The organism is Sporosarcina sp. P18a (assembly GCF_002743135.1).
Lineage (GTDB): Bacteria > Bacillota > Bacilli > Bacillales_A > Planococcaceae > Sporosarcina.
The window spans coordinates 261,191-286,885 of the sequence record NZ_PDYQ01000003.1 but is presented as its reverse complement, the minus strand read 5'-3'; the positions used below and the strand labels follow the sequence as shown (position 1 = coordinate 286,885).

General features: G+C 42.1%; 28 protein-coding genes. 17 read left to right on the top strand and 11 right to left on the bottom strand.

What is annotated here, in order from left to right:
- Positions 1–39: 39 nt before the first annotated feature.
- The 4 genes from CSV75_RS11085 to CSV75_RS11070 all read right to left on the bottom strand — a co-directional run bounded on the left by CSV75_RS11085 (position 40) and on the right by CSV75_RS11070 (position 3,853).
- Entirely contained in the window at positions 40–1,047 is a 1,008-nt protein-coding gene (locus CSV75_RS11085; protein WP_099675864.1) for a FecCD family ABC transporter permease, read from the bottom strand.
- Positions 1,044–2,051 carry a FecCD family ABC transporter permease gene (locus CSV75_RS11080; RefSeq protein ID WP_099675863.1) on the bottom strand — a complete coding sequence of 336 codons (1,008 nt, stop codon included), beginning with the start codon at positions 2,049–2,051 and terminating at the stop codon, positions 1,044–1,046. Before CSV75_RS11080 ends, CSV75_RS11085 begins: the two co-directional genes overlap by 4 nt.
- A 71-nt stretch (positions 2,052–2,122) precedes the next feature.
- Positions 2,123–3,055 carry an iron-hydroxamate ABC transporter substrate-binding protein gene (locus CSV75_RS11075; RefSeq protein ID WP_099675862.1) on the bottom strand — a complete coding sequence of 311 codons (933 nt, stop codon included), beginning with the start codon at positions 3,053–3,055 and terminating at the stop codon, positions 2,123–2,125.
- 3 nt (positions 3,056–3,058) lie between these two features.
- A complete protein-coding gene (locus tag CSV75_RS11070; protein WP_099675861.1) occupies positions 3,059–3,853 on the bottom strand; it encodes an ABC transporter ATP-binding protein in 795 nt (264 codons plus the stop codon).
- Positions 3,854–3,975: 122 nt separating this feature from the next.
- Here CSV75_RS11070 and CSV75_RS11065 point away from each other — a divergent pair, with 122 nt between their 5' ends.
- The gene (locus tag CSV75_RS11065; RefSeq protein WP_099675860.1) at positions 3,976–5,022 is read left to right on the top strand and encodes an NAD(P)/FAD-dependent oxidoreductase; all 1,047 of its coding nucleotides are present in this window, start codon (positions 3,976–3,978) and stop codon (positions 5,020–5,022) included.
- Between the two features lie 49 nt (positions 5,023–5,071).
- On the opposite strand, the gene CSV75_RS11060 is transcribed toward CSV75_RS11065, so the two are convergent.
- The gene (locus tag CSV75_RS11060) at positions 5,072–5,692 is read right to left on the bottom strand and encodes an MOSC domain-containing protein (protein ID WP_099675948.1); all 621 of its coding nucleotides are present in this window, start codon (positions 5,690–5,692) and stop codon (positions 5,072–5,074) included.
- 119 nt (positions 5,693–5,811) lie between these two features.
- A complete protein-coding gene (locus CSV75_RS11055) occupies positions 5,812–6,144 on the bottom strand; it encodes a DUF5658 family protein (RefSeq protein WP_099630408.1) in 333 nt (110 codons plus the stop codon).
- A 180-nt stretch (positions 6,145–6,324) separates the two neighbouring features.
- Between CSV75_RS11055 and CSV75_RS11050 the strand changes: the two genes are divergently transcribed.
- The 4 genes from CSV75_RS11050 to CSV75_RS11035 are packed head-to-tail and all read left to right on the top strand — an operon-like array spanning position 6,325 to position 9,029.
- A complete protein-coding gene (locus CSV75_RS11050; protein ID WP_233191661.1) occupies positions 6,325–6,687 on the top strand; it encodes a GntR family transcriptional regulator in 363 nt (120 codons plus the stop codon).
- A complete protein-coding gene (locus CSV75_RS11045) occupies positions 6,687–7,595 on the top strand; it encodes an ATP-binding cassette domain-containing protein (protein ID WP_233191649.1) in 909 nt (302 codons plus the stop codon). The genes CSV75_RS11050 and CSV75_RS11045 overlap by 1 nt, the downstream gene beginning before the upstream one ends.
- The gene (locus tag CSV75_RS11040; protein ID WP_099675858.1) at positions 7,567–8,316 is read left to right on the top strand and encodes a hypothetical protein; all 750 of its coding nucleotides are present in this window, start codon (positions 7,567–7,569) and stop codon (positions 8,314–8,316) included. Before CSV75_RS11045 ends, CSV75_RS11040 begins: the two co-directional genes overlap by 29 nt.
- Complete coding sequence (locus CSV75_RS11035) at positions 8,313–9,029, top strand: hypothetical protein (protein ID WP_099675857.1); 717 nt, start codon at positions 8,313–8,315, stop codon at positions 9,027–9,029. The genes CSV75_RS11040 and CSV75_RS11035 overlap by 4 nt, the downstream gene beginning before the upstream one ends.
- 54 nt (positions 9,030–9,083) lie before the next feature.
- Here the strand turns inward: CSV75_RS11035 and CSV75_RS11030 are convergent, their stop codons facing one another.
- Positions 9,084–9,935 carry a dimethylarginine dimethylaminohydrolase family protein gene (locus tag CSV75_RS11030; protein WP_369825370.1) on the bottom strand — a complete coding sequence of 284 codons (852 nt, stop codon included), beginning with the start codon at positions 9,933–9,935 and terminating at the stop codon, positions 9,084–9,086.
- Between the two features lie 278 nt (positions 9,936–10,213).
- Between CSV75_RS11030 and nhaC the strand changes: the two genes are divergently transcribed.
- Positions 10,214–11,674: a Na+/H+ antiporter NhaC gene (gene nhaC / locus CSV75_RS11025; RefSeq protein WP_099675855.1), complete on the top strand. Its 1,461-nt coding sequence runs from the start codon at positions 10,214–10,216 to the stop codon at positions 11,672–11,674.
- A gap of 41 nt (positions 11,675–11,715) precedes the next feature.
- Here nhaC and CSV75_RS11020 read toward each other — a convergent pair whose 3' ends face one another.
- Positions 11,716–12,963 carry an HTH domain-containing protein gene (locus tag CSV75_RS11020; protein ID WP_099675854.1) on the bottom strand — a complete coding sequence of 416 codons (1,248 nt, stop codon included), beginning with the start codon at positions 12,961–12,963 and terminating at the stop codon, positions 11,716–11,718.
- Between the two features lie 88 nt (positions 12,964–13,051).
- Here CSV75_RS11020 and CSV75_RS11015 point away from each other — a divergent pair, with 88 nt between their 5' ends.
- The 7 genes from CSV75_RS11015 (at position 13,052) to CSV75_RS10985 (ending at position 19,536) form a co-directional block, all read left to right on the top strand.
- Positions 13,052–14,164 (top strand): mandelate racemase/muconate lactonizing enzyme family protein, encoded by a 1,113-nt coding sequence (locus CSV75_RS11015; protein ID WP_099675853.1) that lies wholly within the window; start codon positions 13,052–13,054, stop codon positions 14,162–14,164.
- On the top strand, positions 14,161–14,817 hold the full coding sequence (locus CSV75_RS11010) for a GNAT family N-acetyltransferase (RefSeq protein WP_099675852.1): 657 nt from the start codon (positions 14,161–14,163) through the stop codon (positions 14,815–14,817). The genes CSV75_RS11015 and CSV75_RS11010 overlap by 4 nt, the downstream gene beginning before the upstream one ends.
- Before the next feature lie 141 nt (positions 14,818–14,958).
- Positions 14,959–16,005, top strand: a complete 1,047-nt coding sequence (gene selD / locus CSV75_RS11005) for a selenide, water dikinase SelD (protein WP_099675851.1) — start codon at positions 14,959–14,961, stop codon at positions 16,003–16,005.
- A gap of 21 nt (positions 16,006–16,026) precedes the next feature.
- Positions 16,027–17,061, top strand: coding sequence for a tRNA 2-selenouridine(34) synthase MnmH (gene mnmH / locus CSV75_RS11000; RefSeq protein WP_099675850.1), 1,035 nt, complete (start codon positions 16,027–16,029; stop codon positions 17,059–17,061).
- Positions 17,062–17,301: 240 nt separating this feature from the next.
- Positions 17,302–18,594, top strand: a complete 1,293-nt coding sequence (locus CSV75_RS10995; protein WP_099675849.1) for an MFS transporter — start codon at positions 17,302–17,304, stop codon at positions 18,592–18,594.
- Positions 18,595–18,720: 126 nt separating this feature from the next.
- Complete coding sequence (locus tag CSV75_RS10990) at positions 18,721–18,963, top strand: PepSY domain-containing protein (RefSeq protein WP_199171348.1); 243 nt, start codon at positions 18,721–18,723, stop codon at positions 18,961–18,963.
- Between the two features lie 93 nt (positions 18,964–19,056).
- Positions 19,057–19,536 (top strand): GAF domain-containing protein, encoded by a 480-nt coding sequence (locus CSV75_RS10985; RefSeq protein WP_099675848.1) that lies wholly within the window; start codon positions 19,057–19,059, stop codon positions 19,534–19,536.
- Positions 19,537–19,792: 256 nt separating this feature from the next.
- Here CSV75_RS10985 and CSV75_RS10980 read toward each other — a convergent pair whose 3' ends face one another.
- Positions 19,793–21,115 carry a sodium-dependent transporter gene (locus tag CSV75_RS10980; protein WP_099675847.1) on the bottom strand — a complete coding sequence of 441 codons (1,323 nt, stop codon included), beginning with the start codon at positions 21,113–21,115 and terminating at the stop codon, positions 19,793–19,795.
- Between the two features lie 172 nt (positions 21,116–21,287).
- On the opposite strand from CSV75_RS10980, the gene CSV75_RS10975 reads away from it, so the two are divergent.
- The 4 genes from CSV75_RS10975 (at position 21,288) to CSV75_RS10960 (ending at position 23,710) form a co-directional block, all read left to right on the top strand.
- A complete protein-coding gene (locus CSV75_RS10975) occupies positions 21,288–21,740 on the top strand; it encodes a helix-turn-helix transcriptional regulator (protein ID WP_099630422.1) in 453 nt (150 codons plus the stop codon).
- A gap of 16 nt (positions 21,741–21,756) precedes the next feature.
- Complete coding sequence (locus tag CSV75_RS10970) at positions 21,757–22,914, top strand: PstS family phosphate ABC transporter substrate-binding protein (protein ID WP_099675846.1); 1,158 nt, start codon at positions 21,757–21,759, stop codon at positions 22,912–22,914.
- A 40-nt stretch (positions 22,915–22,954) separates the two neighbouring features.
- Positions 22,955–23,278, top strand: a complete 324-nt coding sequence (locus tag CSV75_RS10965) for a hypothetical protein (protein WP_099675845.1) — start codon at positions 22,955–22,957, stop codon at positions 23,276–23,278.
- Between the two features lie 66 nt (positions 23,279–23,344).
- On the top strand, positions 23,345–23,710 hold the full coding sequence (locus tag CSV75_RS10960) for a hypothetical protein (RefSeq protein WP_099673077.1): 366 nt from the start codon (positions 23,345–23,347) through the stop codon (positions 23,708–23,710).
- A 41-nt stretch (positions 23,711–23,751) separates the two neighbouring features.
- On the opposite strand, the gene CSV75_RS10955 is transcribed toward CSV75_RS10960, so the two are convergent.
- Both CSV75_RS10955 and CSV75_RS10950 read right to left on the bottom strand, forming a co-directional pair.
- Positions 23,752–25,107, bottom strand: coding sequence for an S-layer homology domain-containing protein (locus CSV75_RS10955; protein ID WP_099675844.1), 1,356 nt, complete (start codon positions 25,105–25,107; stop codon positions 23,752–23,754).
- Positions 25,108–25,225: 118 nt separating this feature from the next.
- Positions 25,226–25,615, bottom strand: coding sequence for an OsmC family protein (locus tag CSV75_RS10950; protein WP_099675843.1), 390 nt, complete (start codon positions 25,613–25,615; stop codon positions 25,226–25,228).
- Positions 25,616–25,695 lie beyond the last annotated feature (80 nt).

Sequence of the window (25,695 nt, the reverse complement as noted above, 5' to 3'; positions counted from 1 at the left end):
AAAATGCCAGAACACCCAAAGCGGGTAATTCTGGCATTTTTATTTCTTCATGAGTAAATAGCAAAAGTACGGTGCACCTATCAATGAAACAATAATACCTGCTGGAATACCACCCGGTTCCAAAATATTTCGCCCAATTGTATCCGCTAGCAATAGAAGGAAACTGCCTAGTAAGATCGCAATAGGTAAATTCATTCGATGGCGTGGGCCGATTAGGGACTTGGCGATATGAGGCGCCATCAGACCGATGAACGCGATGCCACCTGTGACCGACACAGCAGATGCGGCTAGGGCCACGGCGGTCAGCAATAAGACTACACGCTCTCGTTCAATCGACACGCCGATACCCGTCGCCATGGATTCATTCAGACCGAGCATGTCGAGTCGGTGTGCTTTACATAACGCAAAAGGAATTAATAGGAGCAACCAAGGGGCCAGCGCCCAAATATAAGGCCAATCCGTTCCCCAAATATTCCCTGCTATCCATCTTGAAATGAAATCGACTTTTTCTTGCTTAGCGGAAGAAGTCAATACAACCATTACCCCTGAAAGAGCCATTGAAAATCCAATACCCACTAATACAAGGCGCATAGGTTGTAGTCCATTTTTTCTACTGTAAGCAAATAGATAAATTAAAAACGAGGTGATGAGGGCCCCCCCAAGCCCAACTAACGGTAATAAGTAAGTGAACGCGCCGGACTCGATTGGTACAAACAAGAAAAATAGTGCAATAGCGACTCCAGCGCCAGAATTTATTCCGATGATACCGGGATCGGCAAGGTCATTCCGTGTAATTCCTTGTAAAATAGCACCTGATAAGGCAAGCGCAGCACCGGCCAACAACGTAATGATGATTCGCGGTAGGCGAATAGTAAACAGTACAAATTCTTCTTTGAAAGTGCCTTGACCGAGAAGAGTAGGGATTAGCCGGCTCCATTCAATAGAAGCAGATCCTAAACCAAGCGCAAGAATAGTTAGGAAGAGAATCAGTACAAGGAAGCATGCTCCAAGAATTCTTTGTTTTCTTCTTATGTGTGGAGGTATCATGAGAATGCCTGACCTCCTTTGCGTACGATTAAAAGAAAGAACGGTAAGCCGATGATTGCAATCAATGCAGCAACAGGCGTTTCAAACGGTGCTTGTAGCATTCGTCCAACCGTATCTGCTAGCAGCATGAAAGTTGCACCTAAAATGGCGGAAGTCGGGATGATGAATCGGTAATCCGTACCAACGATCGACCGAACAATATGTGGGATCATTAACCCGACAAATGCTAAGTTACCCGCTAATGCCACAGCAGCTCCCGCTAATAAGATAATCACAATAAACAACAGAACTTTTATTTTCAATGTGTTTTGTCCAAGTCCAATCGCTACTTCTTCATTCAGGCTTAATAATGTCAACTGGCGTGAAAGTACGAGTGCGACGAGAATACCTATAACGATAACCGGGGCAATGGTCTGCAACTGTCCCCATGAAGTGCCAATCAATCCGCCGGCCGTCCACATTGCTACATCCTTTGAAATCTTAAAATACAAACCAACACCCTGTGCAATGGCGAATAAAAATGTCGAGACGGCTGCGCCTGCCAATACAAGTCGAATGGGTGCAAAACCCCCTCGCTTTGCGGAAGCAATACCAAAGACGATCAGCGCACCGACAGCAGAGCCAATAAAGCAGGCTGTCATGATGCCGAAATAGTTGATAGTTGGAATGCATGCAAGCGCAATGGCTAATGCAGCATTCGCCCCAGCAGTCAGTCCAAGCAACCCAGGATCAGCCAATGGGTTTCGCGTCATGCCCTGCATGATAGCACCGGAAACGGCTAAAGCCGCACCCACAAACACGGCACCTATTTCACGTGGAAAGCGTATTTCGCGCAGGATGAGAATATGATCTTTTTGATTTGACTTGAATGATAGTAAGATATCTTGCCATGAAGTGTGAGCGGCACCAAGCTTCATGGCAAATAGGAAACTGATTAGTAATAGCATCGTGCTAGCAAATAATTTAAGACTAAATGGTATAGCTTTTCTAACGGGTTTGTCCATTTTATTCATCCGCTCCTTTCTTGTCATAAAAAAATGGGTTCTTCAATGAAGAAGAGCCCCATCTTGTTTGATTACTTAGTTCCTAAAAAGCTTTTGATGAAGAAATCAAGCTGATTATCAAGTGTATAGGCATCATTGAAAGAGAATTCTGCTGTATTTACTTGATAAACTTGATCATTTTTGACGGCAGGAATATTTTTGTATGTTTCTGTTTCTAGGAATGAATTATCTCCCGTATCACTTTTACTCAAGATAATATAATCTCCGGCAAATTCAGGCAAAACTTCTGCGGATAGCGCATAATATCCGTCTTTCTTAGTCATTTCCTTTACCTTTTCAGGCATCGCCAATTTCATTTCCTGATATAAGATTTCTGTTCCTCTTCCCCAGTTATCGCCGAAGACGTAAAGTTGTTTGTCAAACTCTTCGATGACGGAAACTGTCGTATCTTTTCCAATTTTGGCTTTAATATCTTCTCCCGCTTGCTGCGCACGCGCCTTAAATGCATCTACCCACTCAGTTGCTTCTTTTTCTTTATTCAATAACTTTCCAATTTCGATTTGCTGTGTTAAATAATCTACTTTTCCATACGTATAGGTAACAGTAGGAGCAATTTCTTTTAGTTTATCAATATTTTTAATAGTGCTAAGTCCAATAATTAAATCGGGCTCCAGTTCAATGATTTTTTCAATATTTTCATCTGAAACTTCTTCTACATCTTTCAAAAATGAATCAAAGCTTGGATTATCTTTTGACCAAGATTCAGCTCCTACCAAATTCACGCCAAATTCATGTACTGTACCCGCAAAACTAGATAACACCACAACACGCTGTGGATCTGCGGGAACCTCTACTGGACCTTCTTCAGATTGATAGGTAATCGTGTCGCTTGTTCCTTGTTGTTTTTCAGGTGTATCTTCTTTCGCAGGTTCTTCCTGTTTAGTGCCACAAGCTGCTAACGCAAGTACGATAAGCAAAAGGGCAGGTAATAGAATTTTCTTCAACAGTTATTCGTCTCCTTTTAGTAGATCATATGTAATACATAACGGTTTGCCCGTTCTTGGATCCATTCCAATTTCCGCGTCAATTCGAAAAACTTCTCGCAGTATATCCGGCCGTATTACTTCCCCGCACATACCCGCGCGTACAATTTCCCCATCTTTCATCGCAATGATGAAATCGGCAAAACGTGCTGCTTGATTCAAATCATGAAGTACCATGACAATGGTGCGTTGTTGCTCTTCATTGAGCTTTTGCAATAGTTCTAGCACCTCTAGTTGATGTGCCATGTCCAAATAGGTAGTCGGCTCATCTAAGAAGATAATATCTGTTTCCTGGGCAAGGGCCATCGCGATCCAAACACGCTGGCGTTGACCACCAGATAATGCATCGACTTGCCGATATTTGAAAGCAGTCGTATTGGTGACATCGAGCGCCCAGTTGATAACATCCATATCACGCGCTGTCAAACGTCCCATTGCATTCTGGTAAGGAAATCTACCGTAGGATACCAATTCGCCAACTGTTAAACCACTGGCAGCTTCTTGTGTCTGTGGAAGAATAGCCATCGTTTGCGCGAGCTGCTTCGTCCTTTGTTTAATAATATTTCTGCCATCTACTATCACTTCTCCTGATTGATGCGGAATTAAGCGCGTGACGGCTTTTAGAAATGTGGATTTGCCACATCCGTTTGCTCCGATAATAGCAGTCACTTTCTTGTCAGGTATTTGAACCGATAACCCATTTACGATCAAGTGATCATCATATGAAACTTGTAGATTTTCTGTATACAAGCGAACCATTTTGTGAAATCAAACCTTTCCTACTAAGTAATCATTGATAATGATTATCAATATCGGTACAATAAAAACTATAAATTGAAATGCAAGCGATGTCAATAATTATTTGTAAGGGAGTAGATGGAATGAAAAGAGATCAGCTACTGGACGTAACGATTATCGGTGGTGGACCTGCGGGATTATATGCTGCTTTTTATAGTGGATTGCGTGAAATGAAGACGAAAATCATTGAATACCAGCAGCAGCTTGGAGGAAAGATCCATGTCTACCCTGAAAAAATGATTTGGGATATTGGCGGTATGACACCGGCACCAGGGGCACAGGTAATTGAACGGCTTGTGGCACAAGGGTTAACCTTTGATCCGGAAGTCGTGCTCAACGAGAAAATTGTGAAGATCGAAAAGATAGAAAACAAGCATTTTGCATTACATGGCTCATCGGGTACTGTTCATTACAGCAAAACCGTAATACTCGCAACAGGTACAGGTATTTTGAATCCACAGAAGATTGAAGTGGAAGGCGCAGAACGCTTTGAAGTGTCGAATTTGAACTATACGGTAAAATCTTTGGGACGTTTCAAGGGAAAGACCGTCTTGATTTCAGGCGGTGGCAACGCGGCAATTGACTGGGCCAATGAACTGCAACCCATTGCAAAAAAAGTGTACCTAACTTATCGTAAAGAGAATTTAAACGGCCATGAAGCGCAAGTGCGACAACTCTTAGAGAGTGGTGTGGTTTGTCACTTTAATACAAATATATCTCGATTCATTGCATCTGAAGATCATAGCTCAATTGAGAGAGTGGAGCTACGACACAATGAAGAAGAAACAGTTACCACGATAGCTGTAGATGAAGTAATCATTAATCACGGTTACGAGCGTGATACGTCGTTAATTGGTGATCAGCAATTGGGTGTTGAACTAACGGAACATAAACAGATTGCCGGAACGTGCACAAGTGCTACGTCTATAGAAGGGATGTATGCGGCAGGGGATGTACTGAGCCACAAAGGCAAGCTGCATTTAATAGCAGGGGCATTTCAAGATGCAGCGAATGCCGTGAACTGCGCCAAAATCTATATCGACCCCGAAGCAAATGAAAATGGTATGGTATCTTCTCATAATGAACTCTTCAAGGAACGAAATCGTGAATTAGTGAAACAGCTCGTATAAAAAAGAACTGACCAACGATTTTTTATTATCGTAGCGTCAGTTCTTTTATTTAGATATTCACGAGTTTCTCCAGCCGTTTCATCAGCATGCCCCGCCACTCTTCAGCCAGTGCATCGACTTCCAGAATTCGTCTCAATCCTTCTACGTCTTTAGGACGCTGAAAATACACTTCATTTGCATAAAGAATGGAAACTTGGTTTGGATCTTGTTGAAGCGAAGTAATTGTTGAATCTGAACGAACAATTCCTTCTTCCACCACACGGCATAAATAGCCTGTGAATCCAGTGTTGACCATTCCTCTCATCAAATCGGGTAAGCCAGTTCGCTTACTAATTGTGCTGCAAGGGACTCGACCTTGTGTTACTTGAATAACTGCGTCTCCCACTGTAAACACATCTCCAATACATATATCTTTCTCAAGCATTCCATCCACTGTCAGATTTTCTCCGAAAGTAGAAGAGGGCAACGTGCAGGAAAATTTCTTTTCCCAGAAAGTATAGTGCTCACTCGGATAGACACAGACCGCTCGATCAGGACCGCCATGATGTTTCGTATCCGCAATCCCGTCTCCTTGAAAACCATCCACAGAAAGAAATGCTTCTTCGACAGACTGTTTACAAATTGCACTGGAAAATTCTCCACCAGTAGTAGATTGTACGATTCGCGGCATCCCAATAGATAGCGTCCGCAATGAAGGTTCACTGTTCAATAAAAATCCCTACTTTCCGCGTGTTCATACATGTAGTATACAATAAACGCGATTTATAGAAGGGATTATTATAGCGCATGTCAGATTGCGACCATGATCAACCAAAAGATATGCATGAATAATACTGCAATATAAATAAATAATGCAGTGGTCAAAGAAATACGGACGACGATTCCTGACGAACTAACCGTTACGATATATAAAAGCAGTAAAGGTAACCCTAGTTTTACCACGTAGAACAAAGGAATACTTTGTTCATATAAAAATGATACTAGCAAATTGGCTTCTTCTATAAGACCAAACCGCAAACCATAATCCGTGAAAATGGCATCTAATAAACATAAGCAAGCCAATAGAAAGCCTGCATTTATTAATCTGTTTTGCTGAATAGGAAAATCCTTAACTGTATTCATTTTATCGGCTCCTTACATACAGTGTAGTTACCTAGGGTGAGTAATTAGTGACGAATTTATTCATCGATTCACCATAATTTTTATATGATTAGTTATTTGCATTATGTTAAGAAAATGCGTATAGTACATTACAACAGTAATGTACTAGGTGACCTTGAGGTGGTGAAATTCTTGCTTGAGATGGATGGAGAAAAGCCAATTTATATACAAATTGCAGAATGGTTAGAGACAGAAATTATTGATGGTACGTTACAAGCGGACGATAAAGTGTACTCGCAGTATCAATTGGCAGATCTTTTCAATATCAATCCTGCGACTGCCGGGAAGGGACTGACGATTTTGCTAGATGCGGAACTTATTTATAAAAAACGAGGGCTTGGCACATTTGTATCAGCTGACGCACGTGAGAAACTGCTGACGAAGCGTAAAGGCGGTAGGTTAAGTCGTCTGGTGCAGGAGCTACTTAATGAAGCGGCATTACTTGGGCTGGAAGAAGATCAGCTAATTAAATTAATTCAGGCGGGGCGAAAGGAGAGGTCATAATGTCAGCAATTACGTTGAAAAACGTGTCAAAAAGTTATCGATCTATTACAGTACTGGACCAGTTGAATTTAGAAATCCGTAAGAATGTCATTACGGGATTGGTAGGACGTAATGGTGTGGGAAAGACGACGTTAATGAAGATGATTGCGGGATTCATAAAAGAGTCGGATGGAGAACTTCGTGTGTTTGGTGAGCATCCCTTCAATAGTCTCAAGGTTTCCGCCAACATGATGTTCATTGACGATATGATGGGCTTCCCGGATGCACTAACATTGGATGATTTGCTAACAGAATGTGATCGCTTCTATGAAAATTGGAACCAAGATTTAGCTATGCGTCTGCTTGAATACTTTAAATTACCGCTGTCGCTGAATCATCGCGTACTGTCAAAAGGGAAGCGTAGTACATTCAATGCAATTATTGGTATTGCCACACGTTGTCCACTCACGATGTTTGATGAGCCCATTACAGGAATGGATGCTGGGGCGCGTAGGGATTTTTACAGGGCGCTGCTGAAAGATTATATGTCTTATCCCCGCACTATTTTGTTGTCGAGTCATCATATGGAAGAAATGGAGGATTTGCTGGAGGATATTTTGGTGATTGACGGCAAGAGCATCTCGTTTCATGGTTCGATAACTGAACTGCAGGAAAAATTCCTGTCACTTCAAGCGCGAGAGAGTGTGCTGAAATCCTATGCGAATCGCTATGCGGTTGTTCATCGAGCAAACGCGGGGCCAATGACGGAATGGATTGTTGACAATCAGCATACCGAAGCGGAAGTGGAAGAGTTGAAGCAGGCGGGCATCCGCGTATCGGCGGTTTCTGCAAGCCAAGCGTACTTGGCGATGACGGGCCAGGCGACGGGAGGTGTAGACGATGTTTTCAACGCAATGGAGCGTCAATGAACTGGCGAAGCGTCAGTATTTATTTAAATTGAGTACCAATGGCGCGGTATTTACTACGCTGATAGTGCTACAGATTATTGGGACTATATTTATAAGTGGAGCGGGGTCCTCATCCATGAACGAATGGGAAGAGATGATTTCTGTTAACTACACGTCCATATCAAATGATAGTCAGGTAGGCTTGACATTATTCTGGGCACTCATTGTTGGATTCTTGCTGACATCGGCTGCACAGCGTAATGAATCCTTTTCATTCGTGACGAATCGTCTGACCTTTCAGCTGGCAAACTTTTATTTCATTTGCACAGCGTCATTACTTGGGGGTGTAACGACCGTGTTGATCGGGTCGGTCATGAAGATTGTTGCGCTGTTTGGCGATAATGTCATTATAGAAACGACAGGCCTTCTGTCGTCGCCGCTTGATTTCTTCTCCCGGATTCTCGTAATGACCGCGTACACATTGCTACTTATAATGATTGGGTATTTACTTGGAACTTTAATACAGTTTAGCAAGTTGTTCATTGCCTTGTTTGGATTGATCTGGTTTGTGTATTTCACGTTCGGTATTAGCTTGTCAGTTGGCGAAGGTGATAGCGTATTGTACTTTTACTACGGAGAGACATCTATTCTGGTATTTGTTTTGAAAGTAGTAGTATCGGTTGCTGTACTGTTTGGTATCAGCCTCTTTGTGACAAATCGTTTGGAGGTGAGAAATCCATGATGTTTTTTATGGTGTTGATACCGATAGTCCTATTTCTTGGCCTGGTTCCTATTGTGATATTTACGAAAAACATGAAACGTACACGATTGAAGAAATCATTTCATCGCAATATTATTGTAGGTTATCTTGTGTTATTGTTACTCGGCGTTGTCGTGGCGGAATTCATGGAGCGTAAGGTAGAACTTCATATTCCACCAAAAGTAACGGATAAAGATATTGAATTTGATTTGCAATCTGCGATTGTAGAAAGGGCCACGATTCCTGAACATCTCGTTCTAGCGAAGCGGTCACATGAGGTGAAAGATGAACTATCGATATCCCCTTTCACTGGTGCTTATATGTTGATTGAACGTACATCCGATAACAGTAATATGGTCGGGGAAACCGTCTACACCCCTGAGTTATTGGCAAATATCGGTGATGGTGATGGGGATGATGTGTATTATGACTTTACAGATCAGCTCGAGATTGCATTACCAATTTGGGAAAACAATTGGATGACTGTTCCTAAACAGCCTCGGAATAATATTCAGTATACATTTTATCATGATTCAAATATATTGAATCAGTTCACCGATGAAAAAACGCATGGCTATTCCTCTGGCTCAGTGTCGGCAGCCATGATGATTCACTTGGTCATACCCGAATCGATTGAGTTGAATCTTCCTGAGATTGAAAGTGAACGTGGAACCTATATAGAATTTCTTGAATAGAAAAAGACTGAAGTATAAACGCTGCATTGTGCGTTTATGCTTCGGTCTTTTGTATTATCCGCGTTCTACGGGCATTGAGCAACATCTAAAAGAGCCGCCGGATTTGATAATTTCCGAGAAGTCGACTTCAATGACCTCAAATCCATGTGCGCGTAAGTTTATATTCACTTGTTCATTTTGTGGAAGGCTGAATACTTTGTTGTTACCAATTGAGAGAACATTGGTACCAAGCGAAAACTGTTCATCTTCGGCCACTTCAATCAGTTCATACGAATCGGCCAGTTGATGCAGTGTTTCCTGATCAAATGCCGCTGGAAAGACGAGCGCTTTTTCGGGTGAAAGAATATTAAAAACGCAGTCGAGATGTAAGTACTGCCCGTCAAATGGAATCCGCTTGAGTTGATAATCAGGAAGCTTTTCCTCCAGTTTATTTACAGCTTTCCTGGACGTACGACTACTGATGCCGATGTAGATGGTATCCCGGTCAACGATAATGTCGCCGCCTTCCATTCGATCGGTGGCGGACTGATAGGGGATGTCATGTGCAATCAGCCATTCTTTTAGTGTGATTTCTTCACCTTTTCGAATATTTGCAGCCAAGTCGGCTATGAATACGTCATTGCCGATTGTGAAGCCAATATCTCGTGTGAAAACTTGCTCGGGGTATTTTTCAGAAGGAGGAAGCGTGATGACTTCCACTCCGTTTTCCTTCAAGAGTTTTTCAAATTCTGCGTGCTGACTCATTGCACGTTGTATATCAATGTTTTCATCTTCATACTTTTTTTGTACTTCGTTAATGACTTCATCAATCGCCATAAATTCCGGCTGGCATAATATGACTCGGCGTAGTGTATCGTATTCCGTTACGCACTTTATCGTATCTATTCTTTGGTTATTAGTTGTCACTGGCAGTGTGCCTCCCATTCATGAAAGTACTTTGTATTATTCCCGTTGTCTAGGTTTATAAACTACTTTGGCCATTGTTTCCACTACTTTGGAAAGATGTTAATTTGTTGTAGCCGGTAAATGTACATATTAACAAAACGGCTCTCTCATAGGGACAGACTAGTCAATAGAAAAAAATATAGTAAACGCTTACATGTTTATATTGACAAATAATTTAGAAAACGTATAAAATAGACTAACCGACTATATAACGACATATCCTATTTGGCTGAATTTGAATGGAGGGTTGCGTAGTGGATCAGAGGAAAAAAAGAGAAATTGGGTTCTGGTGGTCGATTCTACCGTTAGTCTTAATGATACTGGTTATGATCATAACTGTAGTTAAGCTCAAAGAGGGACCGCACATGCCGCTAATTGTAGGGACTGCCATTGCGTCACTCGTAGCCTGGCGTCATGGTTTCTCGTGGAAAGAAATTGAGGAAATGATGTACAAAGGAATTCGTTTGGCCCTTCCAGCAGTCGTCATCATTATGCTTGTCGGTTTGGTTATTGGCTCGTGGATGGGCGGAGGGATAGTTGCCACGATGATCTTCTACGGATTGAAAATCATTACACCCTCTTGGTTCCTAGTAGCCATTACGCTGATTTGTGCAATCGTTTCATTGGCAATAGGTAGCTCATGGTCGACAATGGCTACGATAGGTGTAGCTGGGATGGGTATTGGACTCAGTATGGGGATTCCAGCTGGAATGGTAGCAGGGGCTGTCATTTCTGGTGCATACTTTGGAGACAAGATGTCACCGTTATCCGATACAACCAATTTAGCCGCAGGACTAACTGGAACGGATTTATTTGATCATATTAAGCATATGTTGTATACGACGATTCCTGGATTAATAATTGCTCTTGGGGTATTCACATTCCTCGGAAGAAGATTTGGGTCAGGTGATGCTGAATTAACATCGATTGCCAACACATCCCAGGTTATGCAAGAGAGCTTCGTTATATCTCCCTGGTTATTGCTAGTTCCTTTGGCAGTCATTGTGATGGTTGCCATGAAGATTCCTGCAGTACCGGCATTGATTATCGGGATTATATTAGGTTTCTTATCACATGTAACGCTTCAATCGGGGACATTTACAGATGCACTCGGTGCTCTGCAAAGTGGTTTTGCAATAGAGACGGGCAATCAGCTAGTAGATAAACTATTTAATGGCGGTGGCCTTGATAGTATGATGTATACCGTCTCTATGACTATTGTGGCTATGACCTTCGGCGGTATTCTTGAGTTTTCAGGTATGTTGCGGGCCATTATGAAGCAATTGCTGAAAGTCGTGAAGTCTACATCTACATTAATTATTTCAACGATTGGTGCGTGTGTCATGACCAATGCAACTTGTTCTGAACAATACGTTTCGATTGTTGTACCTTCTAGAATGTTTAGTAAAACATATAAGGATATGGGTTTGAACTCGAAGAACCTGTCGCGTGCACTAGAAGATGGCGGAACACTGACATCCGTATTTATTCCTTGGAATACTTGTGGTGTGTTTATATTCGGTACGCTTGGTGTAAGTGTAGTAGAATACGGCCCGTACGCTATCTTGAATTTCGCTGTACCTCTCATTTCGATTCTCTATGCTTTGACCGGTTTTACTGTTGTCAAAATGACATCTGAGGAAATTGTGGAAATGAACGAGCAAGAAGCGAAGTTGGAACTCGAAGCGCAACTTGAATAATAAAAAAGCAAAGCCGAGTTATTAACGGCTTTGCTTTTTTACTAGATGGTAAGCTTCATTTTGTACAATGCGCGTGGTCTGCCTTGGCTGTAGGTCATTTCTTCACCAACTGAAACGACAAATTGTTGATCCATTAGTTTTTTAATTGTTCGTTCAGCGGTTCTTCTAGAGACAGCTAAATATCCAGCTAAATCATTAGCGGTGAATGGTGTAGATTGTCTAAATTCATCAAACAGTGTTAGCTTGGAAATGACTGCAGGGCTCAGTGTCGTCTTTTTACTGATCGTAAGTAAATCTGGGTCGTCTAATCTCATCGCAATTGACGGTTTTGTAGCTGGCAATGGACCGTGTAGTTTCTTATGTTCATCCAGCATATAAACTCCTTCGTTGCCTGCTTGTTTGCCGAGTTGCAGTGCACTTATCGCATTGTCACTCGCTTCTACCATTGTTTGTCCCAATCCGAATGACAACGCGGATGCGGGGTGAAGCGATTCACAGAACTGGACGAAGGCTTTTAAAGCGAAAACAAATTCGATGGTGCCTAGAGTAGTGTAGAAAAAGAAGTTGTCCTCTTTTTCTATCCATTGCGCCTGCAAGTAATTCGCTAATGCTTCTATGGTGTCCTGTGGAAGTTTCTCAGGTTGATGAACTTGTAGTACGCCTACAGCTATTTTAGTCGCTGCGCTTCTTGCCAAATCTACTTGTTGGACAGCGTGTTCCATCGCACGTAAAGTATTGCTCGCGGGATCCAGCATTCGGAATGATGGGATGCCAGCCGCTTGTAATTGATCGTATACGGCATGCACACTAGTTACTGCCATTTTTGATCTTCCGCTTATAACATGCTCAATATGAAAATTCACAACCGCTTGCAAATCCGTGTTGGATTGCAGTTCATGTATAGCAGGCTTACGCATGGAAGAGAGAGGATCAAGATCTTGTAGGATTTGTTCGATATGTGTACGTTCTTTTATATCTATAGAAATATCATGAATCGCCATGTTTTTTTCTGAAGCGAGGTATAATAAAGTAACAGCGATTGTATGTTCATTTTGTTGGATATAGAATGCTGGAATTGAGATGGTCTGAAGAATTTGTTTGGACGCCTCATAAGGCAAGGAGCCAGAGAACAAAATGGCGTGACAAGGCTTCATTGTCTGTAGTAGACAGGGAGCTTCGGACGGCCTGTCGTATTGATAGTAATCAATACGCGTATTATGGGGCAACATAATACTCTTTGCTTGCCGACAAAATTCTTGTGAGCCGATCAATGCAATGGTAACCTTCATAATGGGACCCCCTCTTTTCATTAACGACTATTTAACGACAATTATACAACGCAGATGAAAAGCTGCCAATAGGAAAGGAAGAAAAATAATGAAAATAACTGATATAGAAATTTTTGCGATTCGATTACCGCTCTATGAACCCTTTGTAATTAGCTATGCATCTTATGCTGATATGCCATCTATTATTGTAAAAATGACGACAGATACTGGATATGTTGGGTACGGTGAAGCAGTAGCGGACGATCATGTAACAGGGGAAAGTTGGGAAGGTACATTTGCTGTACTACGCCATACACTCGCTCCTGTTTTACTTGGTGAAAACCCAAGTCGCTTTGGGAAAATTCATGAAGTGATGGATCAGGCGATTTATGGTGTACCTACAGCGAAAGCGGCGCTAGACATAGCTTGCTTTGACGCGGTAGGGAAGGCATATGGTATCCCTGCCTATGATTTACTTGGTGGACGTTATCATAAGAAATTTCCGATTACACATGTACTAAGTATCGCTTCACACGAACATATGGCACAAGAGGCTGCTGACCGTGTGGCAGCGGGTTATAGTTCATTAAAGATGAAAGTCGGTACCAACGCAGCGGAAGACGTCAAGCGAATTCAAGCTGTGCGCGAATGCGTTGGTAAAGAAATCGCAATCCGAGTGGACGTTAACCAAGGTTGGGTCAACAGTGCGACGACATTACAGGCGATGAAACAATTGGAGTGCTGTGATCTGGATTGGCTCGAGCAACCAGTAAAAGCAGATGACATCGATGCAATGGTAGAAATCAAATCGAAAATCGCAACACCTCTAATGGCAGATGAGGGATTGCGTGGAGTGCGCGAAATGCGTGAAATTATCGCAAAGCGTGCAGCAGATAAAGTGAATATCAAGCTTATGAAATGTGGTGGTATGTATCCTGCAATGAAGCTTGCACATATGGCTGAGATGGCCGGCATCGAATGCCAGGTTGGATCAATGGTGGAGTCGTCTATTGGATCTGCAGCAGGCTTCCATGTAGCTTTCTCACAAAAAGCGATGACGAGTGTAGAACTGACTGGGCCGTTGAAATTCAGTAAAGACGTCGGCAATTTGCATTACGATGTACCGTTTATTGAACTCAATGAAAAACCTGGACTGGGTATCGATGTAGATGAGCAAACGCTAGAAGAATTAACAGTGCGTAGAGAAAAGGTGACATTATGACATTGCAAGCATCCCTTTCATTGCTAACAGAAGACCAGCTACCGAAAGTTCTAGCGTTACAAGAGCGGATCATAGCGGTTCTCGAGCAGCCTGAATTTCTTCAACCGCTTACGGATGAAGAGTTTGAGTATATTCTACGTGGCAACGGCATGATGGTGGGGGCTTTCGTAGACGATCGTCTCGTCGCGTTCCGTGCCATGTTGGATCCTGGTGAAGACGATGAGCATTTGGGAATCGATGTTGGGGTATTACAAAACGAATTATCCAGTGTGCTATACTCGGAGATTTCAGGTGTGGATCCAGACTATAGAGGGCATGGACTGCAAACGACATTAGGTAAATGGCTGATGGAACATGTAGAGAGAGACCGCTATCGCTATATTTGTACAACAGTTGCACCATTTAATATTCCAAGCTTGAAAGATAAATTTTCACTTGGTTTACGAATTAAAGGACTCAAAGTTAAATATGGCAATAAACTCCGTTATATTTTATTCATGGATTTGCAAAAGCCTTTTCCTGAAACCACTTCGCAGCAAAAATCCGTTCTAATGGGGAATACTGAACAGCAACAAAAATTGCTGAAAGAAGGTTGGATTGGGGAATGTATCGAGAAAAAAGACGACCATTGGTATGTACTATACGTAAAATAATAGCTTTGTAACATGTAAGACTATGCCTTAAAGCGTAGTCTTTTTTTCATTCTTCAGTAGAATTTTAAGTGTCCAACAGATCTAGAATACAAACTCTATGGTAAAATTAGGGGACTACAAATTGAAAGGTTGATATCCGTAATGCGAAAATCTTCTGTAAAACTCACTTCATTATCTTCAAAAGGAGGCTGTGGTTGTAAAATTGGACCCGCTGATTTAGCTGAAGTTCTTCGCACATTGCCTCCCGGTCTCACTGATCCTAATTTGCTTGTCGGATTGGATACAGGCGACGACGCAGGTGTATATAAGATAAATGATACCACTGCCATCGTGCAGACACTGGATTTCTTCACGCCCATTGTCAATGATCCATATGACTTTGGACAAGTGGCGGCGGCGAATGCGATCAGCGATGTCTATGCAATGGGCGGTAAACCCATTACAGCATTGAACATCGTCGCATTCCCGATACATACACTTGACCGCAGTATCTTGACGGAGATCTTGCGGGGAGCTGCTGACAAATTGAAAGAAGCTGGTGCCGTTCTTGTCGGTGGCCACTCCATTGATGATCAGGAACCTAAGTTTGGTATGCAAGTAACTGGAACAGTGCATCCTGATAAGATCCGTACGAATGCAGGAGCAAAACCTGGCGATCGTTTGATTCTGACAAAACCGATTGGCGTAGGTATCATGACCACTTCGTTGAAAAACGGATTATTATCCGAAGAAGAAGAAATTCACGTTACAAAAGTGATGACCACACTCAATAAAATAGCGGCTGAAGTGATGGATGATTACAGCATTCATGCTTCAACAGACGTAACAGGTTTCGGTTTACTTGGACATGCCTCTGAAATGGCAACAGGTAGTGGGGTGTGCTTGCGAATCGATAACGAGAAAGTTCCTGTTTTACCTCGTACACGAACACTTGCAGAAGAGGGTTCGGTTCCAGGCGGTACGAAAAATAACTTTGCACATATAGAAGATATGGTTGAATATCCGGAATCATTGGATCAAGTTGGCAGATGGATTTTATGTGACGCAGTAACTTCTGGCGGTTTGCTTGTAGCAGTTGCTGGAGATGAAGCGGATCGTTTGCAAGAGCATCTGCGTGAAGCGGGTGTCGATGCGCATATTATTGGAGAAGTAACTGATGAACATAATGGTCGAATTATCGTACAGTAAATCAAGGAGATGGGAAATTACATGGTACGAGACATTACATTGACGGAAGCTCTCGAATTACAGGAAAATCATTCACATACATTAGTCGATGTACGCTCTCCGAAAGAGTTTGAGGAAGCAACTATTCCAGGCAGTATGAACATTCCGATTTTCACGAATGAAGAACGTGCGGAAGTGGGTATGCTATATAAGCAAGTAGGAAAACAAGCAGCAATGGATCATGGTCTGGTTATTTTCTCTAAAAAGCTACCCGAATTCATTGCGGAGTTCAGGAAAATAGACACACCAATCACTGTGTTTTGTTGGCGTGGCGGCATGCGAAGCAAAACGGCAATGACCGTGCTGGAATTGATGGGAATCCGCTCAAGCCGAATCAGTGGCGGGATTCATACATATCGCCAGTGGGTTATTGCACGACTGCAAGAAACGATCAAACCTAAATTGCTTGTACTAAACGGGTATACTGGAAGTGGCAAGACGAAGATTCTTCATAAGCTGATGGAAGACGGCTATCCGGTCATTGATCTAGAAGGTATGGCGGGACATAGAGGTTCGATATTTGGACAAATCGGTGTCGAGCCGAACAACCAGAAGAAATTCGAATTGCTACTTGCAAATAAACTAGAGAGGTATGAAAATGAGCCATATATTTTCATAGAAGGCGAAAGCAAACGCATAGGACAAGTACATATGCCGGAACTACTGTTTGAGAAAAAAGGACAAAGCCCTCAATGGATTATTCAACTACCGTTCGAAGTACGTGTCAAAGAAATCCTTTCCGTGTACGAACCGGAAAAACAACCAGATCTGTTTCTAGAAGCTTTTACAAGAATTCGCAAACGCATCCATCAACCAATTGCAGTACAAATTCAGGAGGACCTGGAGAACGGGCGGTTCACAGAAGCCGTAGAACAGTTGTTGACTCACTACTACGACCCACAATACGAACACTCTGTAGCCCGCTTTGCTACAATTGGCCAAGATATCATCCAGGCTGCAACTATACAAGAAGCGTATGAGGAATGCTTAAAGAGATATAAAGAGCTAATGAAATAAGTGAAGGTAGACTATCTTTTGGATAGTCTTTTCTTTTGCGTAAAAAAACACTAGTTGACTGATAGTATAAAACGCCATACTTTTAAGGAAACGAGCAGTCACGGAAATTCGGGATTGCTTGTTTTTGCGTATGGAAAAGGCCCCTCTTTCCATTTATTAATATGTGATAAGATAAATAAAGTGTAAAAGTTCATTAACATATAGATCTATTGTACGGTAATAGAAAAGGTGGGGAATTTCATGTCAAAACGGCAAGATTATTCATTCTATACAAAATCGAAAGAAGCGCAGAAGGAATTGTATAAGCGCTCTTTACTTGTCGTGATCATTTCCCAAATATTTAGTGGTGCCGGACTTGCAGCTGGAATTACAGTAGGGGCGCTATTAATTCAAGATATGACAGGGAACGAAAGCTTAGCCGGTATGCCCATTGCGCTGTCTACTTTTGGTTCAGCATTCTCAGCCTATCTTGTCGGTAGGTTGTCCCAACGTTATGGTCGTCGCCTCGGCCTTGGCGCAGGCTTTATTACCGGTGGTGTAGGTGCGTTCGGTGTGATTTTTGCCGTGATGACCGGAAGTCTTGCTGTGTTATTCCTCTTTCTGTTTATCTATGGAGCAGGTACATCCTCCAATCTACAAGCCCGCTATGCCGGAACAGATCTAGCGAATGAAAAGCAACGGGCTACTGCGGTTAGTGTCGCTCTTGTTTCAACCACAATTGGTGCGGTAGCCGGACCCAATCTCGTCTTGCCAATGGGATATGTAGCAGATTTCATCGGTATACCTTCGTTAACGGGTGTATTTCTACTAGCAGGGGTCGCCTACGTATTATCCGGGCTGACATTCTTACTGTTTTTACGACCGGATCCTTTACTCGTTGCACGTGAGATTGAATTGGCGGAACAAAAAGAACGTGGAGAGTCTGATGAAGGACGTGTTGCTCGTCAACATACGGTCAAGAGGATGGGAATTTGGGTGGGTAGCATTGTCCTTGTACTATCGCATGGCGTCATGGTTGCTATTATGACAATGACCCCTGTCCATATGCAGCATCACGGCGCTTCCATATCGGGAATTGGTTTAGTCATCGGCTTACATATCGCAGGTATGTATTTACCATCTATTTTTACTGGTGTATTAGTAGACCGTATTGGACGACCGATTATGGTAATTGCGTCCGGGGTGACACTTGCGCTAGCAGGTATTCTTGCAGCCTATGTAGCGGGCGAATCGATATTCTGGATGTCCGTATCGCTCATATTGCTGGGGGTTGGCTGGAACTTTGGATTAATCAGCGGAACAGCTATTGTTATCGATTCAACTGACGTGTTAAGTCGTGCGAAGATCCAAGGAAGCATCGACGTGTTTGTCGCACTGGCGGGGACAGTAGGTGGACTTGCATCAGGAATTGTCATGGCATTTTTCGGTTTTTCCATGTTAAGTTTTCTTGGAACGTATATTTCGTTACTACTTATTCCGCTCATTATTTGGATGCGTTATAAAGAAAAGAAAGTTCCAGCACAAACTGCCTGACAAAAACGGATTATTTCCTTGGAAATAATCCGTTTTTCTTTCGTAAACGACATGCTTGGCTGAGTGGCATCTTTCCTTTCCTTCACATAGATTAACAGCGTAGAAGGAAATGGGAGGGTTCATATATTGAATCAGCAAAGTGAGTATTGGATGAATCACTGGCAACATCCGCAATATCGCAGGATTTCAATGGAGCAGGCAAATGAAATCGCACGACAAAGAGTACCGGGTGAAGTGGTGAAATCAGAACTGGAACTTGATGACGGCATGTTGATATATGAAGTGGATATTCGCACAGTAGAAGGACAGAAGTATGAAATCAAAATTGATGCCGTGACCGGTGAGGTACTAAGGGTGAAATTAGATTGATTTAAAACAACGAATGGAGTTCGTTTACTTTTCCAATTCTATTATTCTGTGTATTATTAACATAAGAACTGTCACAGAAAGTAGGGAATTAGTATGTATACACCCATTGATTATTCCAATGACTTACAAGAGAAGTACGCACAACTAATCACACAGTTGGATGCACTCATGTCGGGAGAGCCGAACGTCTACGCAAACTTAAGCAACGCATCCGCGTTACTCAATCAATTCTTCGACCGCATCAATTGGGTAGGTTTTTACTTGATGGACGGCGATGAGCTCGTGCTCGGACCATTCCAGGGATTACCGGCATGTATCCGTATTCCGCTCGGCAGAGGTGTTTGCGGAACAGTTGCGAAGACGAAAGAAGGCTTAGTTGTGCCAGACGTTAATGCGTTCCCAGGCCATATCGCATGCGACGCAGCATCCCGTTCCGAAGTTGTTGTACCGCTGATTAAAGATGGAGAAGTATTTGGTGTGCTCGACATCGATAGCCCTGAATTAGATCGCTTTACAGAAGACGATTTGGCGGGATTGACGCAAGTAGTAAAAACGCTTATGAAACATATCTAGTGGAAAAGTAAGGTAACGGGAAGGCATAGTTGCTCGACGTTCCAGGCGGACGCTCTTCTTGTGGGCCCGCGGTGAGCCAACTAGCATTTCTTTCTCGATTTGGAGAACTTCATGATACATTGAGAAATAGTAATGTACTTTATGCAGTGGAACCTGAACTTACTAAGTAAGAAATCAATACGTATCATTTACAGATTCCGATCACTTTCCCTATTAAAAATAAACAGCACGCCGGAGAAAATCCCCGGCGTGCTTTTTACATGCCTAAAATCCAAGTAAAGAAAATGACGATGATTGCAATAGGTGCGAAATAGCGTACAATTACTTTCCACAAAGAGTGAAGAGCTGGGTGCATCCTTAACTCCTCTGCTGTATCTTCTTTCGTCAGTACAAAGCCGGCAAATAAAGACACAGCCAATGCCCCGAGTGGCATGGCAATTCTACTCGTCAGCAAATCCGCAAAATCGAAAATAGAGTTGCCGAAAATACTGATGCCAGATAATAAACCAAATGATAATGCACTAGGAATTCCGACCAAGAAGATTAACCCGCCAAACACCCACGAAGCGCGTTTTCTTCTATCATGCTTTTTACGGATGCCTGTAGAAACTACGATTTCGAGCATCGCTATAGCAGAAGTCAATGTAGCAAACAGCATCAAGAAAAAGAAAATAATTAAAAATACGCTGCCAAATGGAATTTCATTGAAAATAGCTGGCAGGATAACGAAAATTAGTCCTGGCCCCGCTTCCGGTGAATGTCCTAACGCGAAAACTGCCGGGAAAATGACAAGTCCCGCTAGGATCGAAATCCCTATGTTCAGCATAGAGACATTAAACGCGGACTGTCCGAGCTTCTCTTCTTTCGAAAGGTAGGATGCGTAAGTCATCATCGCGGTCACACCGACACTTAGTGAGAAGAATGCCTGTCCTAACGCAACTAGAAAAGTAGTTCCGTTAAAATAACTCCAATCCGGTACGAATAGGAAACGCACACCTTCCATCGCGCCGTCTAGTGTCAGCGAACGAATGGCTAATACAATGAATGACAAGAATAATAAAGGCATGATCCAGCGGCTGGCCCGTTCAATCCCTCCGCGAATCCCACTTTGAACGATAAAGATCGTTAACGCCATAAATAACGCTTGTGCCAATAATACTTCCCATGGATTCGCAATCGTCGTATTGAATAGCTCTCCATAATCCAGCCCACCTAGTGTAAACGTAAAGGCACGCGCCAAATACGATAAAATCCATCCGCCGACGACACTATAAAAAGATAAGATGATGAAAGAAGAGGCAAGTCCCATCCATCCAACCCATCCCCACTTGCGTCCCAATGATAATTTTTTCAAAGAAGTCACTGCATCTGCCTGTCCTCTACGGCCAATGACAAACTCAGCCAATAAAATTGGCAAACCAATCAATAATGTACAAATAATAAATAACAGCACAAACACGCTGCCACCGTTCGTTCCGGCCATATAAGGGAACTTCCAGATTGCACCTAGGCCGATGGCACTGCCAGCAGCTGCTAAAACAAAGCCAATCTTGGATGTCCATTGTTCACGCTGTTTCATAAGAATCCTCGTTTCTTTTTCTAAATCACAAAGTCAATAAATCGTATCATAATTTTGAGAAAGAATCGATAGTTGTAGGGTTAACAGAAAGTTTTGAAAATAGCTTGATTACTTAATGATATAGGTGTAATATTACACCAATGGATATGAAATGTAACTATGAGGTGATCTAGTGAATCAACAACAATTAATAGAACTGATTTCATTAAAGTTACGGGTAATTCGATTAGAGAAAGGGTATTCCCAACAAAAAATGGCGGATGTACTAGGACTCTCAAAAAAGACGTTGATTCAAATTGAAAAAGCCAGAGCAATGGCCAGTTGGACAGCCGTTATAGCTGTCTGTGCTTTATTTCGCGATAGTGACGTATTGCAAGCTACCGTCGGCGGCGATCCGTTAGAAGTACTGGAAACTATTGCGCATGACGGTATTGACCGCCGAAAGGATCAATCGATGGGTGGTAAAGTATGGTGGCGCGAATTGGAGGCAAAAGGAATTTTTCGTTTACAGCAAAATGTAATTAGTCAGCATTTCCGTATTTTAGATGAGGAGCATTATCGTTGGTACAGTTCATTTGATGAAGACGAGGCACGTCACCGGTTGGAGGAATTGAGCGGAAAATGAAAAGGGAGGAACGCGTATGGTTGCACCCATAGCATTTGCGGTACTTTTATTAATAGCGTTACTATTTTTCACGGGAATTGGATTGTTGTATTTATTGCTAATGGGATGGATCCACTATATACCGTTAGCGCTAAGTGCAATGATCATTTTATATGTGTGGATCGTCATGATGATCTTTCATTTCTTCAACACGCGGCAACGAAAGCGATTGTTCGGCATTATTGCAGGGGTAGTTCTACTCGGGGCGGCAGTTTGGCCGATAATGCATATATACAAGGAAAGTATTGCAACAGTGGATGCCGAAGTGGAAGTGCGTGATTATGAACCGTTTACGATTGGACAGGAATCAAAGCTTGCCGTACTCGATGAGGCGGCTACACTCGAACTGAAGGATGATTTACCGAGAATTGACGGCGCTACCGCGCTATATCCACTGTATGCAGCTTTTGTTCAAGCAGTCTATCCGAGTAAAGAATACAATCCGTATGATAGTGAAGTAATGGTCAATACAACACCTATCGCTTATGAAAATCTGTTTTCTGGCGAGGTAGATATAATTTTTGCAGCAGGACCTTCAGACGCCCAAATGAAAGTAGCGGAGCAACTAGGTCTTGAGCTGAAATTAACACCTATTGGTCGAGAAGCATTTGTCTTTTTCGTTAATCAAAAAAACCCTATTGATAATCTAGAATTAAAACAAATTCAAGATATCTATTCTGGTAAGATCACCAATTGGGAAGAGGTAGGAGGTAAAAACGAGTCGATTCGCGCATTCCAACGACCAGCGGACAGTGGTAGTCAGACAGGTTTGGAACGACTGATGGGGAATATTCCGATCATGGATGCTCCAAAAGAGAATGTGCCCGAAGGAATGGGTGGTATAATTTCAGAAGTCTCAAAGTATCGAAATTATAAAAATGCCATTGGCTATACATTCCGCTATTACTCAACGGAAATGGTAGGAAATGATGAGATTAAACTGCTCGCAATCGACGGCGTCAAGCCGACGAAAGAAACAATTCGTACTGATGACTATCCAATTGCATCTGAGTTTTATGTCATCACAGCAGGAACAGAAAATCCGAATACTGAGAAATTCATTGAATGGATGGTTTCACCACAAGGACAGGAGTTGGTGGAGAAAGTAGGGTACGTGCCGGTGAAGAAGCCGTGAATACACGGTAATCTAGTAGAATGAAAAGAGGATACATGTTATGCAAGGAGAAAAGAAACAACTAGTATGTATACTGCTCGCTTTTGTATGCGCAGCAGGTGTGTTTTTCCTAAGTGATTTATTTCAAAGTATGGCGTACTGGGGTAACGGATTGATCTGGTATTGGATAGGTGTTGTACTCACTTTCGTAACCGGAATAGTAGGAACCGCATTTATTCTTCTATCGTTAAAAGTTGAAGGGCCTACAGAAAAAAGTTGGCTTACCGTTTTACTTATTTCATTAAGGGCGGTCGCAGTTTTAGCTATTGGACTGGGCTTTTTGTGGACTACTTTTGTAGTCGTTGCTGGTATGTCAGGTATGTGAAGGTTTACTAATCATGTTGAATAAACAGTACATGTTTTATACTTAGCAAATTGGAGTGATGAAGCAATGGTAAGACGATATTTGAACATGGCATGGCTTGTCATGATTCTGATTCCAGCACCGTTCTTATTTCATTTCTATGAATTCGGCCAGTATATGAAGCGAGAAGATGCAAAGTATTTATTAGTCGTGTCTGTTTTATATCTTGTGATAACAGGTATTTTATCTTGCGCTATAAAAGTTCGTTATATTTTACTTATGAATATACTTACCGCCATAGTGTCTCTAGTATTGGCTATGAATTTCATCTCAGATGATGGTGGATGGTTCAAGCCATTTGGTCGAGATATTGTCATTTTGCTAACAGCTATACCGTTTTTCATTGGACAATTAGTAATTCGGATGGTTGCTAAACTTGTTATAGACCGATAGAAAAAATGGCATGCCACTAGGTTAGAGGCATGCCATTTTTCTTATTTCTTAAGTGTATGTTTCTTACCTGCTTGATCCGTCACGATTAACTGTGTAGCGGTAACATCCATATCCCTCGCAAGAATAGTAGAAACTTTGCTGATCTTTTTATCTAACAGATTATATTTATACACACCTGTTTTGTTGAAGTAATACATCGTAGAAAGGTCGAACGCTACGGATTTATTGTTTTGACTTACTTGATTGGTTTTCGAAGTAGCTTCTACTTCATTGAAAATGACACGGGCGTCAAAGTTCAATAATGTTTTTTTGTTTTTGCCATCCATCGCTACTGAATACAGCGTCAATGGATCATCTATTGGAGTAGTAGGATCGAATGTAGAATCGAAAACTCGTTCCTTGTTTTTTTCAAGTGTATAGTAGATTCGATCGTTCCAAATGAACATATTACGGAACTTTTGATCGATTGGAATACTACCAATCGTGTAACTCCAGTCATTTACATTCAATTTCACCAGATTATATCCTACAGGCATTTTATTTCCTGCATTGATCAAGTTCCAATACGGAATGAAGAGATCATCATTGTATAGGACCATTTGATAACCGGACATGAGCAGTATTCGGTTGATTCCGTTATCCGGCATAGTCGCGCTATCTAAAAGTGTTGAACGTGTTCCAGCCTTTTTATTCTCTTTAAATAGCTTAGTGGAGTTTTTGTCTTTTGCGATCGTATAAGTAAAACCATTTTGTTCAATTGTCTTTCCTTTAACGCCTACATAGGAATGGTACTCTTTTAACTTCATAGAGTCGTCCAGTGCACGTACTAAAAATGCAGCGAACTGAGAACGTGTAACGGAGTCTGCCGGCATATATTTACCTTCAGAACCACCCGTAATGCCCTTTTTCGCAATCCCATTAATATCGGGGAATGACCAATGTGTCGGGGATACATCAACAAACGTTGCCTGATGGTCGACAGGTATGTTAAATGAACGACGAATGATCGCAGCCATATGTGCACGTGAAGTATCCTCACCAGGACGCATGAAACCATTGTCTCCACGCATGATGCCTTTTTCGTTCACTGTTGCGAGTATTTGATAATAGGATGACTTTTTCGAGACGTCCTTGAACTGTATTGTGGGATCCTTTACCAACGGAATTTTCAATGCTTTAATGAGCATAGAAGATGCCTGCGCCCGTGTAATGGGATCGTTTGGCTTAAAGGTACCGTCTGGAAAACCGCCGATAATATTACGGTCAGCTAAATACATAATTTCTTTCTTCGCCCAATGCTTGTCTACGTCAGAAAATTGTGTGGCTGCCTGTGCTTGAAATGGCGCTGCTGCAAAAATCAATAAAACTGCTAACAACCCGACTAGTTTATTCTTCATATAGGTAGACCTCCTTTAGGTATTCTATTTAGTATACAGGATTTTTAATGGAAAAATAAGGACCTGCAAACGTAAAAAACCGACAAATGGGAGAACTCTCATTGTCGGTCATTGAAACTTATTTTGTACTCATTTCATAGGTTTTCACAACATGGATACAACCAATGACGGATTGTAACATGGAACAATTCTTCTCTGTTAGTTCCATGACTCGAGGCATTTTTTCTACTGTAATATCTGAGCCAATGACTGTGAAGTGGAGGTGGATTTCCATCAGACGACTTGCATCATCCTGTGAACGTATCACTTCTTTCACTTCCACTGTGATATCATCTGCAGGCATACGCATTTTATCTAGAATCTTCCGCATGACGCCACCACCGCAAGCAGCAATTGACGCGACCATCAATTGAAAGGGGCGAAACCCTTTTTCTTCATTAGATGAAATGTGTAAGGTACCAAACTCAACTTCAGTGTCAAAACCATGTTCTGTCATGTGCAACTTCATAGTGAACAACCCCTTTTTCTGTTAGTATACGTGGTTTTGGAAAAAAGACCAAAGAACGTTAACTGAATGGTTCATGTTTA